Below are 17832 nucleotides of genomic sequence, written 5' to 3' on the forward strand. Positions count from 1 at the left end.
ACTGCTTGCCACCTTCGGCCCGGCGCTCAGCACCCGACCGACGGGACGCCCACGTCCAGACGGCCGCGGCGCTCGCGTGAACCAGCGGGCCGCGCCGCGGCGCGGCTTCGCGCGGCCCGGGCACGGCTGGTCGCCGGTGGCGGCGCCGCTGCAGGTCTATCAGGCCGGCACGCACGAGATCGGCGGGTTGTTTCCGTTGCTGGCGGCGAGCCCGCTGCCGGCGGTCGGCGCGCGGATGGGCTACGACGTCCATTCCGGCGGCGCGTTCTACCTGCATCCGGTCGAGTTCGTCCTGCGCTCGATCTGCACCAACCCGAACATGGTCCTGTTCGGTGAGCCCGGGCGCGGCAAGTCCTCCACGGTGGTGGCGTTCCTGCTGCGGATGATGCTCACCGGCGTCCGCACCTTGATCTCGGGCGACGTCAAAGGCGAATACACCCCGCTGCTGAGTGCTCTGGGTGTCACGCCGATCATGCTCGGCCGCGGCAGCGCCGCCCGCCTCAACGCCCTCGACCTCGGCCCCTTGGCCGCCCGCTGGGACACGTGGTCGATCGAGCGGCAGCGCGACGAGCTCGACGGGGTCCTGGGCCGTTGGGTGCAGCTGCTGGTCGCGCTCGCCGAGGCCCAGGGCTACCGGCCCACGGTCACCGACGAAGCAGCGCTGTCGGCCGTGCTACGCCAGCTGCTCGGAGTCAGCGACGGCTACACCCAGCTCACGCCGATCACCATCCCCGACGTCCACCGGGCGCTGTCGGACCCGGATGAGCGGCTGTGGCAGAGCCTGCGCTTCGCCGGCCGCCGCCAGTTCCTGGATCACCTCCGGTCGATCACCGACGCGCTAGCCAACCTGATCTCCGGCCCGCTGGCCGGACTGTTCGACGCGGCCACGAACTTCACCGTCGACTGGAACGCCCCCATCCAGAGCCTGGACCTGTCCCGGCTGCGGACCCGCGGCGATCAAGCCGTGGCCGTCGCGTTGACGTGCTTGGGGTCGTGGTCGTCGCTGGCCACGGATTTGCAGGAGGACGGGGAGCTGCGGATCGTCGTCCGGGACGAGATCTGGCGGCAACTGCGCCTCGGCTTGCGCGCGGTCCAGGCGGTGGACAGCGAACTACGGCTCTCGCGCGCGGAACGCAAGATCCAGATCCTGGTCAGCCACAAGCCCGGTGACTTCCTCTCCGTCGGCGCCACCGGCTCCCAAGAGGTCGCCATCGCCCGCGACCTGCTGGCCCTGTGCTCGATTCGTGTCCTGCTGGGACAGTCGACTCGCGTGGCGAGTGAACTAGCTGATGTTCTTGGCCTGTCGGACAAGGAACACGAAGCCACCACGGGGTGGGCTAACGACCGGCCAGGCCGCGCGCTGTGGAAGATCGAAAACCGGACCGGGCTCAAAGTCCAGACCGTGCTCAGCCGGATCGAGCGGCAGATCTTCGACACCAATTCCCAGTTGGTCCGGAAGTCGAACCCGCCGGCGCACAGCGATTCCGTGGAGATGTCGTCGTGAGGCCCGACGGGATGTTAGCTGCCGTGGCCGGCGCGCTGGTCGGCCTGGTGATGCTGCCGATCTTCGCCCTGGCCCTGATTGTCGTGCCCGCGGCGACCGCGACGGTCGTGCAACTATCCGGCTGCGAAGAGGGCGGCCCCGGCGGCGGCTCGGTCGTCGTCGACCGCCAGCAGCTGGGCGCCGGCGAGATGGACATCGCCCGCACCATTGTCGACGTCGTGCAGCAACGCCGGCTTCCCCGGCGGGCCGCAGCTCTCGCGATCGCGACGGGGATGGTGGAGTCGGGGTTGCGCAACCTTGACTACGGTGACCGCGACTCGATCGGGGTGTTCCAGCAGCGCCCGAGCCAAGGCTGGGGCACCCGCGAGCAGATCCTCAACCCCGTCTACGCCACCGGCAAGTTCCTCGACGCCCTCATCGCGCTGCCCGGCTGGGACACCATGGCCCCAGGCCAAGCCGAGCAGGCGGTGCAGCACAGCGGCTTCCCCGACCGCTACGCCCCACGCGAACCTGCCGCCGCCGCGATCGTGGATCGCTTCTGGACGGGGCCCGACAACCCCGCCCCGCCGGCGCCACCTGGCGGCGCGGCTGACGTCGTCCAGGCGAAGAGCCTGTGCCCGGACCAGGGCGGATCGGATGTCCCTCGCGACCCCGGCCAGATCGACCCGACGAAGCTGCCGCCAGGGTTCACCTTGCCGGACGATGTCCGCCAGCGCGCCGCCGTCGGGTTCGCCCTCGGCCAGCTCGGCAAACCGTATGTCTGGGGCGCGAAAGGCCCGAACGCCTACGACTGCTCCGGGCTGATGCTCGCCTCCTGGGCCGCCGCCGGTGTCGGCATCCCCGCCGGGACGGTCAGCCAGGTCCACGCCGGGCACGCCGTCTCCTCGCTGGATCAGGTGCAGCCCGGGGATCTGCTGTTCATCCCCGGCTCGCTCGGCACCGCGCAGGTGCCCCGGCACGTCGGGATGTACGCCGGGCATGGCTTGATCGTCGTCGACGCCTACGACACGGACACCGGCGTCATCCTCGAGCCCCTCTCGGCTTGGACCTCGAAGATCGTCGCGATCCGGCGGATCGCCGACCCCAGTTCGCCCTCCCCGCCACCGGGAGGGAGCCCACTCCGATGAACGTCGCCGTGGTGCCGCTCTCCCGCTGTCCGGGAGGAGCGGCCGATGCCGCGCACACGCACCGACACCCTCAACCTCGACCGCGACGTTGCCCTGATGGGCCTCGCGGTCGCTGCCCTGGCGGTCCTTTGCGCTCTCGGCGCGATCGTCGTCACCGCCGCCGTCCTGGTCACTGGGCTCGTCACCGGCAGCTGGGCGTGGCCGCCGATCACCGCCTGGCCTGGCTTCGCGCTGACGGTCGCCTTCCACGCCGCTGATCCCGGTTCGGCGTTGCCGGTCCCGTGGTCGGCCGCGGTCAGCGATCACCAGGTCGCGTTCTACATCTGGTTCACCACGATCACCATGCTCGCCGCCGGCCTCACCGTCGGCGCCGCGATCCCGGTCTGGCGACGGGTAGCACCAACCGATGCCGGACACGCCAGCCGCCGCGAGCTAGCCAGGACCCTGTCGGTCGCCGCGGCGCGCAAGACCGCGGTCTGGACTCGCGGTGACCTCACCGACGAGCAGCGCCGGACCGCGCCGGTCGAGCAGATCGCGGTCCCGCTACACCGAGGCCCCCGGCGCCAGCGGCTGGTGACCTCGCTGGAGACCCCGACCGGGACGATCGCGCCGACCCGCTCGGGCAAGAGCCGCACCGACCTGGTGCACAAGGTCCTCGCCGCGCCGGGCGCGCTGATCGCGTCGACGACGAAGAACGACCTGGCCGAGTGGTGCCTGCTGGCCCGCACCCGCCGCCCCGATGCCGGGCCGGTGCAGGTGATCGACGCCACCGGGACGCTGTCCTGGCCGGCGCACGCGCGCTGGTCCCCGGTCACCGGCTGCACCGACCCCGCCGTCGCGCTCCGGCGGGCGGAGACGCTGATCGAGGCGTCCTCGCTCGGGCTGGAGAACGTCGGCGGCAACGACAAGGTCTTCCGCGGCCGCGCCACGATCGTGATGCAGGCGTACCTGCTCGCCGCCGCCATGCACCACCGCACCGTGGATCACCTGGTGCGGTGGTCGATCGCCAAACCCGCCGACCGCGAACCGGTCGAGCTGCTGGAGCAACAGTATCCGCAGCTGGCGCAGAACCTGGAGTCGGAGATCGGGATGGTCGCCGAAACCTCCGACGCGGTCTGGATGAGCGTGCGGCGCGCGATCGAGCCGTTCATGAACCCGGCCATCCGCTACTTCGCCACCCCCAGCCCGGCCGACGACCTGAACATCGACGAGTTCCTGCGCCGCCGCGGCAGCCTGTTCATCATCGCCGGGGAACACCAAGCCCCGCAGGCCCGGCCGGTCCTCACGGCGCTGGTGGAGCAGATCCTCACCACCGCTCAGGACACCGCGCTGCGCCGCGAACGTCGCCGGCTGGAACCACCGACGACGGCGATCCTGGACGAACTGTTCGCGGGGACGCCGGTGCCGCGGCTGCCGGCGATCATCGCCGACTCCGCCGGCCGCGGCGTGCTGATCCACTGGTCCGCGCAGTCGCGCTCCCAGCTGGACGAGCTCTACGGCGAGCCGGGCCGGCTGCAGCTGATCGACAACACCCTCACCCTGACCGCCTTCCCGGGGCTGAAAGACGACAAGACGCTGGAGTGGCTGTCCACGCTGTCCGGGCAGCACCGCCGCCGCACCCACCAGCACCACAGCGACGGACTGTTCAGCGTCGGCCGCGGCGCCAGCGGCGAGGAGACCGTCCCGACGCTGCGCGCCGGGGACATCCGCACCCTCGACCGCGGCCGGGTGCTGATCCTGCACGGCAACCTCCGCCCCATCCTCGGCCGCACCGTCGACGTCGAGCAACGGCCCGACTGGCCCCAGCTGCAGGCCGACGTCGCGCTAATCCGTTCCGGCCGCGCCGCGATCACGCCCGACGGCTACCCGCTGACGCTTCCCGGCGTGGGTGATCTGCGATGAGCGACGACGACATCGCCGTGCGCCCGAACGACCCCGCCGACCACAACGAGCAGTGGATGGACGGCGAGGACGGACCGCCGCCGCGGTCGCTAAGTGAGCTCGACGAGGCGGTCGCTGGGCTCGAAACGGTGGCCAAGGTCCTGGGGCGCCGGATCGAGCAGTTGTCGGAGAAGCTCGCGGAACTGACCGACGAGCCGGAGAACGATCCGCGGATGGCGCGGTGGCTGATGTTCCTGCCACCGGCAGCAGCTGAGGATAAGGAACATCGCGGGGAAACACCGCTGTTCACGATCGCGCACTTCGTGCAGTACTACAACGAGACCTACGTCGGCAATCCCGGCACCCGCGCGGTCGCCATCCCCGACTGCTGGCTGGACCATCCCGGCCTAGTCGCCGAGATCGCCACTCTCACCTACACCTGGCGCGAAGCCCACCTCGGCAGGAAAGCCACCGCTCGCGACGCGCAGTACTGGCACGACCACTGGCGCCCCGGCTTCGCCGAGCGCATGGCTACCGAGTGGGTCCATCAACGCTGCCGCTCCGACGGGCACAAGAACGCCGGCGCACCGCCCCGCCCCGACCGCTTCACCTTGGAACATCGCGAGCGGGAGGCACAAGCAGCTGCCCACAACGGCGTCACCAGTTCGCAGAGCGAGCCAAATCAGCCGTGATCGGTACGCGGCTTTCAGCGTGTCGGCGATCGCGCCATACATCGCACGAGTCGCGGGCGCGAACTGGCTGGCCGAGCACGTCGCCGCCGTGACGGCGGTGGTCTATTAGGTCGCTAGCGCAGTGACCGCGACTGCGACCGCTGATAGTGAGTCGTCCGACGCCGTTGTGAGTTGGCAGGATTCATGCTTACCGGGGATCGGTGGGCCCAGACAGTTCCGGCGGCACACCCTCCGGGAATTGCTCTGCAACGAAGCGGGGCGCCTGGGCGAAGGTGACGCCACGGAACTCGGCGTTCTTGCGGAACGTCGCGTCGCGCAGTCCGAGGGTGCCGTCGAATGCGGCGCCTTGGAAGCTGACGTCGCGGGCGAAGACGGCGTCCCGGAAGCTGACGTCGTGCCGGAACGCGGCGCCGGGGAAGTTGGCGTTGCCGGCGAAGGTAGTGCCGACGAACCGCGCGTTTCCGCCGAAAACCGCGCCGCGAAACTCGGAGTCGGTGGCGAAGCGAGCCGAACCGAACTCGGCGCCGTGGGCGAAGACGGTTTTGGTGAACCACGCACGGCGGCCGAACCTCGCGCCGAGGAACCCGGCGTCGGCGGTGAAGGAAGTACCGTCGAATCGTGCGCCTCGCATGAACTTCGCCTCGACGAAGTCGACACTCCCGGCGAAGGTCATGCTGCGGAACTGCGCGCGTCCGGCGAAAGTGGCGTGGCCGAATTGCGCCTCGTCGGTGAAGGTGGCGTGTTCGAAGGTCGCGTCCTCGGCGAAGGTCGTCCCGGTGAAGCGGGTCGGGCCGAGGAAAGTAATGCCGTTCAGGTGGAGAACGTGCAGGTGGCATCCGCTGAAGTCGGCGTTGATCAGTACCGCGCCGGTCAGGTCGAGTTCCAGGCCGGGCCAGAACCTCGCCGCCGGGTTCTCGGGTTCGGGACCCGGGCGCAGGTGGCTGGTCAGGATGCGTTGAGCGGTGAGACGGACTTCGCGTTCCTGCTGCCACTGTCGGTGCGCTTCCGGGGCGTCGACCGGAGCCTGTGGTGGGTCTACGGGCATCCGCAGGTAGGCGCACATCACGTTGACGATGGTCTGCCGCTGCTCCGCGTTGTCCTGAGCTAGCCGCTCGAGTGCGTAAAACCCGCCGAGGCGAACCGGGGCCTCATCGGCCCCGAGGTGCTCGACGGCCTTTGTGAACAGCTCGGTGATACGACGGGCAGTCGCGTCTGTTTCGGTAGCGAGCGCGACCCGCTCTTGGTGCGCCCGGTTCTCCACGGCGACGCGCTCCTGGAGGGCGTAGGCACGGGCGACGTCGGCCTGGTCACGCTCCTTCTGGAGTAGTGCGAGGTCCGTAGAGCGCTGTCGTCGCCATGCCAGGTACAGGGCGAACATCCCGCCGCCTCCCAGACCGAGACTCAACCCGATCCGGAGCACCTCCAGCTGTGCAGTCACCCGGCTTGGGTCGGAGCCGTCCGTGGTAAGGGAGAACCACAAGGCAGTTACGGCTGCGGTCACGACGAGCGCTGTTCCTGCGGCCATGGCCAGCACTGCCCTGCCTGACAGCGGGGTCACGATCGGCTTCGGCCGATCAACGGAGTGCGGGACGGGCGGCAGGCCTGAGGGGGTATCGGTCACCGCCCAATCATGACGTGCGTCTTGGCGTTCCGAGGCGATCACAGTATCGAAAGCCGGCGTGTCTACCGCGTGCACCTCGAGCAGTGGGTGTTCCGCAACTGCAAGGCCGCCACGATGGCCGTCTGACGAACGTGGTCGGCTGCTCATACTGTGTGGTGGCACCGGCTTATCGTCGGTCAGTGAGTCGCGGGAGCGGCGCCCGCTGGCGCAGCGCGTCGACCGAATGCATCCCACCGCGCGAAACGCTGGGCCTGGGCCTGGGCCGTGACGCCGACGTCATGGCCGGCGGCGAATTCTCGTTTGGACCTTCGCCGGGCGTCGGCGTCCGCCGCTGCGTGAAAGCCGCTGTCACTCTCGATGCAGCAACTGCGCGAGGTTCGCGCTTCGCTTGTGTCGCAGCGTCCCGGGAACTGCCGGAGTTTCCGACGATTATGTTGGTGGACGCGTCAGTTAGCGGTGTTGGGCTACAGTGGCCAGACCCGGCGTATCCCGTTCGTGGCTGGAGCCTCTGGAGGTCCCCGATATGGCGCAGAAAGTTCTTGTGGAAATGGTCGACGACATCGACGGGGAGGTGGCCAACCAGACGGTGCCGTTCAGCCTCGACGGCGTGAGCTATGAGATCGACCTCTCTGACGCCAACGCGGCCGACCTGCGCGACGGACTCGCCCGCTATGTCACCGCTGGGCGGCGCGTCGGTGGCCGTAAGGTGCGGCTGGCAGCCGGTGAGTCCACCCGGGTGAAGAAGCCCGGGACTGCGGCCGAGGATCGCGAACGGTCACGCCAGATCCGTGCGTGGGCCAACGCCAACGGCTACGCGGTATCCGAGCGCGGCCGTCTCTCAAGCGAGATCATCGAGGCGTTCGACGCCAACGATGGCCAGCCCATCGTCGTTGAGGAACCCGCTCGGCCGGCGCGGAAGCGCGCTCCGCGTAGGAAGGTAGCGGCTGCGAAGAAGTAGAAGTAGGCAGCTGAGGACATTGGACAAGGCGCGGAGACAAGTTCTAGGAGACCTCCGTTGTCCGGCGAGGACAGTCACACGATTGATCCTGTGGCCGCCCTCACCGGACATCGGAGGTGCGTAGCTCAGTAACTCAGCCCGCGGTGGGTGCTTTCGCCGTAACCGTGGTCTTGGCCGTCGACCAGTTCGTCTTCCAGTTCGGTTCGCCGCGCGGCCGCGGCCGTCTCCGCCTCGGCGTCGTCTTCTAGTTCCTTCTCGGCGGCGAGTTCGGTGTTGAACCGGGCGGCGTAGGCGTCGGCGGCGTCGCGCAGTGATTCGCGGGTCAGCATCACGTCGGATGCGGCGTCTTCGCGGTCGGGGATGGTCATCAGGTGCCTCCATTGCTGGGTGATGTTCCGCCAGGCGTCGGCCCGAAGGTCGGTGCCGGCCGGTTGGTTGCCGAGCGGGGAGGCAGCATCCGTGGTCGTGATTCCGTACGTTTCACGATACGCCGCAGCGAGCCCGACAAGGTGATCCCACCGCTGCGCGAGTGCAGCATCGTTAGGGCGCGCGCCGAAGCGTGCGAGCCACGGCGGCCGGTCCCGCACGGCTTGGTCCCGCAGCTGGTCGGTTCGCGCGGTGATCTCCGCGTTCATGGTCGCCAGCCGCTCCAGTGAACCGCGATAGTTGACCGTGTGCGCCAGATCGGGTTGGGCCTGCCACGGCAGGGCGGAGTGGTGCCCGGCGCCGGCGTCGTGCTGGCGACCGAGCGCGCGGACGAGCGCGACGCCGGTCGCGCGCGGGTCGGTGTTTTGGCCGCCGGTCGTCGTCGCGGCGACCTGGCGGGCGGCGTCGGTGAGCGCGGTGTCGGGATCGAGTCCGCGGGTGGCGCCGCCGGCGGCGTGGCGCCACACGATGCCCCATCGCTCCTCAGCTACTGTCGCGTCCGGTAGGTGCGCGGCGACGATCTGCTGCCAGCGGACGATCTGCTCGTCGGTCGCCGGCGCGATCCGGGCGGGTGCGTCGTGGGTTCCGATGTGGTCGTTGACTCGCTTGGCCAGCACCGCAGCGGCGTCGGAAGCCCAGCTGAATCCCCGGCCGTCGACCAGATCACGGACAAGTCGGTCGGCTTGCCAGCCGCGGTCCTGGGCACGGGCCAATGCGTTCAACGCGGCGGGCTCGGCACCGGCGTTGACGGCGTCGGGGACGTAGCGGGCGAGGACGTCGAGGTAGCGGTCCTCGTCACCGTCGCGGGCCAGCAGCTCGTACCGGCGGATGAGCACGTTGAGGGGCTCGAGGACGACTCGCTCTTCGGGGTGTTCGAACTCGGCGAAGACGTCGTCCAGCCGGGCGGTCTGGGCCGCCGTGCGCGCCGTGACAGGCGAGGCAGGCGCGGGCGCCTGCGCTGCGCCGAAGGACTCCCATCGTTCGGACAGCGTGCGCCAGGCGTGCGCTCTCGCCCCGTGGCTGCCGGGCTTGCCGCCCAGCGGTGCCTCGCTCTCGATGCGGAAGGTTTCGCGGTAGGCGGCAACTAGGCCGACCAGCTCGTCCCAATCCTCGGCCGCGATCGGATTGTCCGGACGCGGCCCGAGGCCCGACACCCATTCGGGCTGCTGCCGGATCACCGCGGCGCGTAGGTGTTCGACGCGGTCGGCGATGGCGAGGTTTGTCTCGTGCAGGTACTGCGCGTGCCCGGGATGGTGGCGAACGTGGGCGAAGTCGGGGCGGGCCAGCCAGGGAACGGCACGTACGTGGGCTTCACCACGCTCTCCGCGGCGCTCCAGCTCAGCGGCGAGAGCGGCGTTGGCGTACCGGTCATCCGGCATCGGATCCGGTACCGCCGGGCGCGCAGCGAGCTGGTGCGCGACGACGGTCAGCGCGGCGTCGATGTCGAACCCGAGCGCCAGCGCACCGGCGGCGCGGACCCAGATCTTCTCCCAGTCGGGGTCTTCGACGGCGACGTGCGGGGCGATCGCATCGACGATGCCCCGCCAGCGGGTCACATCGGTCGGCTGCGGCAGCGCGGTCGGCGAGGGCGGCTGGCGACGCGCGAGGTGGGTGGTGATCCGGGCCTGCAGCGCCGCGCCGGGGTTGTCGGCCTCGTCGAGGGACTGGCTCCAGCGCATGACCGCGGTGACGAGGGGGTGGGGTTCCCAGCCGAGGTCGTGGGCGTTGCGGAGCGTCTGGATCAGCGCTGGCTCGCTGTCCTGGTCCAGCGTGGAGGGAGCGTGGCGGGCGAGGATGGCGCGGTAGCGGTCCTCGTCGCGGTAGGTGGCGGTGTAGTTGTAGCGCAGCACCAGCGTGCCCATCGACACCGCTACGTCTTGGGCTTCCCGCAGTGTTTCGGTCGCTGACACTTCCGCACCTGAGTGGTTGAGCACCCCGGTCAGCACCGACCACGCCGACACTGGTTCGGGGGTTTCGCGGTGCTGGTCGATGACGTGGTGGTGGGTGACGACATAGATGAAGTTGCGCAACATGGCGCGGGTGATGCCGGGGTAGAACTGCTCGCGGGTCATCGTCGGTGGGACCAGCAGGTGGGCGTTGCCGGTGCTGGTCATGCCCTGGACCCGGTTGATGGTGGCGGCGTAGGCGAGCTCGACGTGGGCCCGGACGTACCCGGCCGGCAGCGTGATCGTGGCCTTGTGGACGTGGTGCTGGACAGTGATCTTGCCGCTGGCGTGCACGTCGGTGACAGTCCACACGTCGCCGTTTTTGACGAAGTCCTTTCCGCCGAACAGCGATAGGAGCCGCTGGTTGTGCCGGGTGACGACCCAGTCCCCGACACTGGCGTTGGTGGCGTCGTGCAGCTGAACCTCCCGGCCACGGTCGACCGACCCGAGGGTAAGGCGTCGTTCGCGGGCGTCGATGTTCAGCGCGACTGTGTCCTCGTTGGTCGGCACGATCAGCAGCGATTGGACGGCGGCGTCGAGGTCGGCCTGCCACTGCGAGCGCGCTGCGTCCCGCATCGTCTCCAGCGACCCGTCGGAGACCCGGAGACGGTCGAAGTAATAGGTGAGTCCCTGCGGGTTCCAGTCGCGGATCTGCAACGACGCCGCGGCTTGGTCTTCGCGGTCTTCGCCTCGGAACCGCACGATTTCGGTGAAGCGGACCGCGCCGACGTCGTGGGCGATCAGCCGGATCGCGCCACCGGCTTCGACGGCGGCCAGCTGCGCGTCATCGCCGATCAACCGCACGTCCGCGCCATGGTTCAGCGCGTACTTGACGACCTTGTGCAGGGTATGGGTGCCGGCCATCGCCGCTTCGTCGACGATCACCAGGTCCCCGGCCTCCATCGGGAACGCGTGGTGGGCTAACCCGAACCACAGCGCGGTGGTCAGCTGGTGCAGCGTGTGCGGCTTCGCCCCGATTGACGCGCCGAGCTCCTGGGCCGCGCGGGCGGACGGTCCGAAGGCGTAAACGCGGTGTCCGGTGCGCCGCCACGCGGTCGCCAAGACCTTCATCGCCGAGGTCTTCCCGGCCCCGGCCGGGGCCAAGGCCAGCTGCAGCCGGCGTCCGGAGCGGGCGAACCGGCGCACCATCTGCGTCTGCCCGTCGTTCAACCCCTGCCCGGCCAGGGCCTTATCGACGGTGTCGGCGCGCAGCCGGTGCCCGCCGCCGCGGCGGGCCCAGGCGACCAGGTCGCCTTCGGCGGCGAGGGTTGCGGTAGTGGTGTAGCGGGTGGAGTGGTGCTCGACGAACTCCGATTCGCCGTCCCGCCGACGCAACGAGGCCGGTTCGTTGACCGCGGTCGGGCCGACGAGGGCGAGGGTGTCGGGCTGGGCCAGGATGGTGTCGACGATGTCGACGATGAGCTGCTCGCGCTTGTCGACGGGCATCTGCAGGTGTGCGGACTGGCGGTGGGCTTCGGCGGCGAGGTTCCACCAGGAGAAGTGCGCGTAGTTGTCCGACACCACATCCCGTGTCACCTGAGCGAGTTTGGCGATGTCGAACGCGTCCGGCTCGGCGCGTCCGCTGAGGAACACCCGCCGGCTCAGCGTGTCCAGCGCCTTCGCAGGAACCAGGGTGAGGGCGTGTTCCCGCCACGCCGCGAGGTGTTCGGGAAGCGTCTTCGGAGGTTGCTTGCCGGGGCGATTGTCGTACTGGGCGGCCCGGTCGATGGCGAAGATGTCCTTTGGGGTCGGCTCCTTCCCGTACTTGGCCCGGAATTCGACGATGCGGTTCGCGCGGGCGGCTTCGAACTGGCGATGGCGCTGGGAGAACAGCTTCACCAGTTCAACCGAGACGCCCTCGAGCTGCCACACCGGACGCTTCAGGTCCACGCCCTCGGCACCGCGTTGCACCCAGGAGGCGCCCTGCTCACGGAAGAGGTCGCGCAGTCGGTTGTCGAAGTACTCCGACGCGGTGACCGTCGCTGCCAGGACGGTGCGGCCGTCGAGGGCGGTCCATTCGCCGTCGTCGCTGCGCTGCACCTTCGAGGAGATCAGGGCGTGGATGTGCAGGTGCGGGTCGGAGGCGCGGGAATCCCAGTGCTCGAACAGCGCTGCGGTGATCCCGTTGACGTCGACCTGGGCTTCGCCCATGTTGCCGCGGCGGGTGAACGCGACGTTGCCCTCCACCCAGGACAACGTGTCACGGGCGGCTTGGCGGACCAGGCCGGCGATCAGTTCCCGCTCCGCCGGTTGCGCCATGCCCCAGGCGATCGACACTGACTTGTCGGGTGCGAACACCATCTCGAACCCCGACACCGCCGACTTGAGATTGCGTTTCTGTTCCGCGAGCCACTTGTTCAGCTCCTTGTCACTGACGGGGCCGTTGTTCTTGTGGGTGGTGCGGTAGGCCTGCCGCTGCACACCGCGGCGCAGTTCCGCACGTTTGGCCGCGGAGATCGGCGCGCCGATCGGACGCCCGTGCAGGCGGTTGTAGTCCTTGTACGCCTGGGATACCTGGGAGCGCAGGTGATCCAGCGCGGAGTACTGCGGGAACCGACGCCCCAGTCGGGTGGCTTTCAATGCCTCCTCGGCGGTGGCGCCGCCGGCGATCATCTCGGCTTCGATGGCGTCGGCGTGGGGGTGGCGGCCTTCGCCGAAGAGGGCGTTCATCTGGGCAGGGGTGACTGCGCCGGAGAGTCCTAAGTGCTCGGCTCCGGCGCCGAACCATTGGCCTGCCGGGTAACCACGGGAGAGGTAGTAGTCACTTAACAGCTCGCCGGGTGCGAGCTCACGGCTGCGATCGGCGCACGCCACCGTGTTCGTGAGGTACTCATGACCACCAGGGCTCAGCTTTCGCAAGCCCATCATGTCCACATCAGACTACGCCGAAAGTTCGGCGGCATCCACCTGGTTCAGAACGTCTGCAAGACGTGCTGTGTGCGGGGTAGGGGGTGGGTTGGGTGAGGTGGTGGCGGTGGCGTGGTGGGCGGGGTGAGTGCGTGGCGGGGTGGTGTGGGGCTGGGGTGTGGTGGGGGGTGGGGTGCGGTCGGTGGGGTGGGGTTGGTGGGGCGGGTGGTGGTGACCGAAACTGCGTTCGAGCGCCGGCGCCTGCACTAAGGCGCCCCTGGCGCCGTCTGCCGGCGCCTGCGCGGTCCCCGGGCTGTGCCGACACAGCAAAGCGGCCGCCGATCGCAAGATCGGCGGCCGCTTCGGGGTGGGACGGTCGTTAGGGTTGGCTGTACCGCGTGAGGTAGCCCAGTTCTAGCCGGATGGCGGCGGCGGGTACGACGTCGACTGTGCCGCCGTTCGGGGCGGGCAGTGTCCGGACGTGGCGGGCGAGTATCTCGCGCAGGAAGGCCGCGACGGACGTCGGTGCGTCGGTCGGGATCATGTCGGCGGTGGCTAGCTCACGCTCGATGTCGGCAAGGATGTCGTGGAAGGTGCGCACGGTGGCGGCTCCTGGTTCGGCGGCGGGGGCACCCGGGTTCGGGTGCCCCCGCACGTGGCGGGTGGTCAGGCGACGGCGGCGAGTTCGCGGATCGGCGCGAACGTGACCAGCGGCGGCGTGTTCAGTTCCCGGCAGATCTCGCACCGGTCGCCGGTGCTTGGGGTGCGCTGCTCGGTGGGGGTGCGTTCGAGGTTGCACGCCACGCACAACCCGCCGGGCGCGACCGGGACCAGCGCAAGCCGGTCGTAGTCGTCGTCGGTCATCGGCTGGCCGGTCTGCTCGCTGAGGGCGTCGGCGGTGTCGTCAAGGTCGCGGTGCCGCTTCCGCTCGCCTTCGTAGGCGTCGACACCGCTTTCGTTCTTGCGGACCAGTCCGGCGGACGGGATCGCCTGCTCCACCTCGCGCCACTGCTCGTCGTAGTCGGGTTCCGCCGCGCTGTCGACGTAGCGGCGCGCGGCGCGCTGCTCGATCGGCTCGTGCCTGGCGGCGACCCGGTGGGCGGGCACGGTCGTGGTGTGCTCGCCGTTGGTCGGGTGCTCGGCGCTCTCGGCGTCCTTGCGGCAGGTGTCGGAGCAGTAGCGCATGTCGGGAAGTCCGGCGAGGTTGCCGTCACAGTTGCCGCACCGGTGCACCTGGGCGGACTCGGCGTCGGCGGCCTGCTGCCGGGCGGCGGTGCGGGCGCGCGCGTGGGCAGCGCGGGCCTTGCTCGCGTACACGCACGTCATCACCAGCGTGCGCAGGTCCTCGGCGAGGCTGGGCCACAGGGTGTAGGCGGTCTGGATGGCCTCGACGATGGCGGGGTGGTCGGCGCTGGGGTTCTTCAGCAGCGTCCCGCACACGGTGAACACGGCCTGGTGCGCGTGCTGGGTCTGGGCGTTGAGCCACCGCAACCCGTTGAGCGCGTCGGCGACGCGCGGCGGCGTCTCGCGCAGCATCACCGTCACGTCGTTCACCTCGGTCACCGCGACGGCGCGGCGGGTCTGGCTGGACCAGACGCACTGGTTGAACAGCTCGCGCTCAGCGTCGCCGTAGCTGTCCCACTCGGCGTGGACGTTCTTCACGGCGGCGAGAACGTCACCGCTGATGGCGGCGGGGTTGTTGAGCAGCGTCGCGCACGCGGTGAGGATCGCGGGCGGGTTCTCGCCGCTGTCGGTGAACACCTTCCGCAGCTCGGTGAGCGCGGACCGGACGCGCGGCGGCTGCGCCTGTAACGCCTCTGCGGCGCGGGTGAGGCTCGGGCGGTGCTTGGAGTGGATGGTCGAAACCATGATATCCAGCTTTCGTGTATTGGGTTTGCGGATGGTTTTCGGGTTTGCCGTCCCGATCACCTTGCGATTTTGATATTACCCGGTTGTTGTTGCCTGTTCCAGTCAGAATCGCGTATTTACCCATTTGGGTCTCGCGTATTACGGCGGCGGATAAATCGCGCAAGTCTTATTTGTGTCCGGGTTGCCGGAGGCCTCGTAGGGGTTTGCTAACTGTGCCTGCGTGCCTGCTAGGGCTGCTGGCAGGTGCAGTGAGCGCTGCTGCGTGCCGAGTGGGTGGTGGGTGGCCCCGAAGCAACCAGGGCAGGCCCCCCGGCCTGCCCTTAATGCCTGACCTAGGGAGTAGGGGCCCCAAATACAAGGGTGGGGCCTCGAACTATTTTTGACCACGCTTTTCGGTCAAAAATAGTTTGGGGTGCCCTTGTATTTGGGGGGACGACCGATACAATTTCGGGGCCACCCACCACCCGCGGACGCAACGAGAACACGAGAAGGTGCCCACTGCCGGTGTGCACTCGGAGCAGACACCTGACCGGCTGAGACGGTGCGTCCTGCAGGTGGGCGGTGAGGCCCGTGGCCTGTGGGTATGCTGCTGGCAGCGCTCCGTGGGCTCGTGTAGGCCCTGTGGCGGAGCGTCAGCGGACCGCCGCGAGTTTTGCCGCTCGCCGCTTCGGTGGCGTGGCCCTTCGGGGCTGCTGCGGCGGTACCGCGCTGATCCCCGGCCTGATGTCGGGGTCCAGCATCTCGAGCCCGCTCGAAGTCGACGTCGGCTCGGTGCGCCTCGCTCTCGCGAGACTAGGGCGTCAAGGGGATCGGCTCGTAGGTGCCATCGGCGAGGAGCCCGGCGGAGGCGAGCTGGTGGCGTAGCTGTTCGGCTTGTTCGGTCATGTCCTCGCCGGTGTCTTCGCCGACTGAGTCGACGATGAATCCGCGGATGACGGCTGTCGGCGTGGTGGCCACGGCGTGGGACGTGACGTCGTCGGCGGCGAGGAGGCCGTGGGCGGCGAGCTGGCCGGCGAGCATCTGCGCTTGGCTGGTCATCTCGTCGCCGTGGTCGGTGCCGACGCTGGCGACGATGTAGTCCCGGATGATGCGGGTGGCGCGGACGAGGGTGAGCAGGCCCTGGGGGGCGGCGGTGACGTTGGCGGGGGAGTCGTCGTGGTAGGCGCGGCTGTCGCGGCAGGGGGCGATGCTGGGGTCGTCGGGGTGGACGCCGTTGGCGATGGCCATCTCGCGGTAGTTGTCGTAGAGCGGCCGGTCGCTGGTGACGGCCGTGGTGACTTCGGGGCCGTGAACGCGGACGGACAGGTTGTGGGCGGCGCCGCGCAGGAGGAACCCGGCGCAGGTCTTGAGGTGGTCGGGGGTGCTGGCGTGACAGCCGAATTTATGGGTCGCGAGGTCGTAGGTGGTGCGCGCGGAGTGGCGGAACACCTCGGGCGGGAACGCACCGACGGGGGAGTCGCGCAGCCAGGGGCAGCGGGCGCACGGGCTGGGTTGGTAGGCGCTGGCAGGTGCGGTGGCGGTGATGACGCCCCAGCCGTCGGCTCCGTCGCGGACGGCGAGGATCTCGGCGCCGGGGGACGTGATGTCGTCGGTCGGGTCGGGCACGATGGGCGCTTCCTTGCTGCTGTCCGGGGCTACACAGTAGTGGTGTCGGAGACGAGAGTGGTGCAGCGGTCAGCCTGCGGCGCGTGGTGGGTGCTGTGCGGCGAGTTGGCGTGCTCGCTCGGTGAGCAGGTCCTCGAGGCTGACGTAAAGGCGCGGCCAGTCGGGCGCTGGGGTGACAGCGTCGGGCGGGAGTGTGTCGGCGAGCATGGCCATCCGGATCGCGAGGTGGTCGCGGCCGACCACGGCGAGCCAGCCGGCGCATAGCCGCATGGGATGAGTCGTGTCGGGCTGGTCGATGTGGCAGGACATGGCGGGAGCGCTGGTGGCGGCTTCGGAGCCGGCGGAGCCGTTGGCATTGGCGAGTTTGGCCATGTCGGCGTCGCTGAAGGCGGTGAGGTCGGCGTCGCGGCGCCAGGGGCACTGGCGGCACGGGTGGCTGCGGTGTGCCTGGGTGGCCATGGTTGCTCCTTGTCTGTCGTGCCGTCGGTCGGACGCGCTGAGCGGCGGCGTGACCGGGTTCGACGATAGCGGGCTGGTCGTGTGTGGCGGCGATGCGCGGGTGGCGTCGCAGGTAGCCTGGGATGGTGCCTTCCCCGCGCGGGAGGTCAGTCATGGTTGAACGTCGAACGAGGACGTCGATGCGGAAGCGTCGGTCGTCGGCGACGCTGGAGCGGCTGGAGGCGGCGCGGCGGCGCCGCGTTGATCAGCTGGAGCGTGAACGCGAGAACGAGCAACGCGTTGATGCGGCGCTGGGGCCTTTCGCGGAAGCGGTGACCGCGATTGAGACGGTGGAGCGCCGGCGTGACGACCGCATCGGCGCGCTGGGGGCGCAGCTGGAGCGGAAGCTAGCCGAGCTGGACCGGCAGCGTGCCGCGAAGGTCGCGGAGTTCGAGCGATCAGCCGAGCAGGTCCGTGCGGATGCGGAGATGGAGATTGGCGAGTGGCGTGCGGTGATGGCGACGTCGGTCGCGGAGATCCGCGCGGCGGATGTGGGTGTGGCGGAGACGGCGGCGTTGCTGGGGATCTCGGCGAAGGCGGTGACCGCGTTGTCGCGCAGTGCTGCAGCAGTGTCGGACATCGGCGGTCGACGGAGCGGCGCGGACTCCACGTACGCGGAAGGAGCGGACGCGGCAACCTCGGGTGATGAGCGGGCTGTCGAGGCGCCCGTGGACGAGCAGGTCGAGCCGTCCGAACGGGATTCAACGGTGGATGTTCCGGCGGACTGATTGACCGGGCGCCGACCACGAGAAGAGGGGCGGGGGGGCCCGGGGGTGGCCCCCCCCCCCCCCCGATGGGGGCCCGGTAGGGCGGGGCCCGGGGGGGTGAGTGGGGCGTGCCCCCCCGGCGCCCGGGCGC

General features: G+C 69.6%; 12 protein-coding genes. 6 read left to right on the plus strand and 6 right to left on the minus strand.

Features of this window, described 5'->3' with window-relative positions; translation table 11 throughout:
• The first annotated feature begins 76 nt into the window (after positions 1-76).
• Genes ACIRSS_RS23230 through ACIRSS_RS23245 form a run of 4 tightly spaced genes read left to right on the plus strand, consistent with a single transcriptional unit; the run spans position 77 to position 5204 of the window.
• Entirely contained in the window at positions 77-1504 is a 1428-nt protein-coding gene (locus tag ACIRSS_RS23230) for an ATP-binding protein (RefSeq protein ID WP_400898163.1), read from the plus strand.
• A complete protein-coding gene (locus ACIRSS_RS23235; protein ID WP_400898165.1) occupies positions 1501-2631 on the plus strand; it encodes a C40 family peptidase in 1131 nt (376 codons plus the stop codon). Before ACIRSS_RS23230 ends, ACIRSS_RS23235 begins: the two co-directional genes overlap by 4 nt.
• 45 nt (positions 2632-2676) lie before the next feature.
• Positions 2677-4533, plus strand: coding sequence for a type IV secretory system conjugative DNA transfer family protein (locus ACIRSS_RS23240; RefSeq protein WP_400898167.1), 1857 nt, complete (start codon positions 2677-2679; stop codon positions 4531-4533).
• Complete coding sequence (locus tag ACIRSS_RS23245; RefSeq protein ID WP_400898169.1) at positions 4530-5204, plus strand: hypothetical protein; 675 nt, start codon at positions 4530-4532, stop codon at positions 5202-5204. Before ACIRSS_RS23240 ends, ACIRSS_RS23245 begins: the two co-directional genes overlap by 4 nt.
• A gap of 187 nt (positions 5205-5391) precedes the next feature.
• Here ACIRSS_RS23245 and ACIRSS_RS23250 read toward each other — a convergent pair whose 3' ends face one another.
• Positions 5392-6825, minus strand: a complete 1434-nt coding sequence (locus tag ACIRSS_RS23250) for a pentapeptide repeat-containing protein (protein ID WP_400898171.1) — start codon at positions 6823-6825, stop codon at positions 5392-5394.
• 523 nt (positions 6826-7348) lie between these two features.
• On the opposite strand from ACIRSS_RS23250, the gene ACIRSS_RS23255 reads away from it, so the two are divergent.
• Entirely contained in the window at positions 7349-7783 is a 435-nt protein-coding gene (locus tag ACIRSS_RS23255) for an Lsr2 family protein (protein ID WP_400898173.1), read from the plus strand.
• Positions 7784-7908: 125 nt separating this feature from the next.
• Here ACIRSS_RS23255 and mobF read toward each other — a convergent pair whose 3' ends face one another.
• The 5 genes from mobF to ACIRSS_RS23280 all read right to left on the minus strand — a co-directional run bounded on the left by mobF (position 7909) and on the right by ACIRSS_RS23280 (position 16935).
• Positions 7909-13023 carry a MobF family relaxase gene (gene mobF / locus ACIRSS_RS23260; RefSeq protein WP_400898175.1) on the minus strand — a complete coding sequence of 1705 codons (5115 nt, stop codon included), beginning with the start codon at positions 13021-13023 and terminating at the stop codon, positions 7909-7911.
• Between the two features lie 358 nt (positions 13024-13381).
• Positions 13382-13603, minus strand: a complete 222-nt coding sequence (locus ACIRSS_RS23265; RefSeq protein ID WP_400898177.1) for a hypothetical protein — start codon at positions 13601-13603, stop codon at positions 13382-13384.
• Between the two features lie 65 nt (positions 13604-13668).
• Complete coding sequence (locus ACIRSS_RS23270; RefSeq protein WP_400898179.1) at positions 13669-14871, minus strand: hypothetical protein; 1203 nt, start codon at positions 14869-14871, stop codon at positions 13669-13671.
• Positions 14872-15663: 792 nt separating this feature from the next.
• The gene (locus ACIRSS_RS23275; protein WP_400898181.1) at positions 15664-16476 is read right to left on the minus strand and encodes a DUF6283 family protein; all 813 of its coding nucleotides are present in this window, start codon (positions 16474-16476) and stop codon (positions 15664-15666) included.
• 69 nt (positions 16477-16545) lie between these two features.
• Positions 16546-16935 carry a DUF6283 family protein gene (locus ACIRSS_RS23280; RefSeq protein WP_400898183.1) on the minus strand — a complete coding sequence of 130 codons (390 nt, stop codon included), beginning with the start codon at positions 16933-16935 and terminating at the stop codon, positions 16546-16548.
• Between the two features lie 179 nt (positions 16936-17114).
• On the opposite strand from ACIRSS_RS23280, the gene ACIRSS_RS23285 reads away from it, so the two are divergent.
• The gene (locus ACIRSS_RS23285; protein WP_400898185.1) at positions 17115-17702 is read left to right on the plus strand and encodes a hypothetical protein; all 588 of its coding nucleotides are present in this window, start codon (positions 17115-17117) and stop codon (positions 17700-17702) included.
• Positions 17703-17832 lie beyond the last annotated feature (130 nt).

The sequence above is a fragment of the Amycolatopsis sp. NPDC101161 genome (assembly GCF_044768185.1).
Classification (GTDB): domain Bacteria; phylum Actinomycetota; class Actinomycetes; order Mycobacteriales; family Pseudonocardiaceae; genus Amycolatopsis.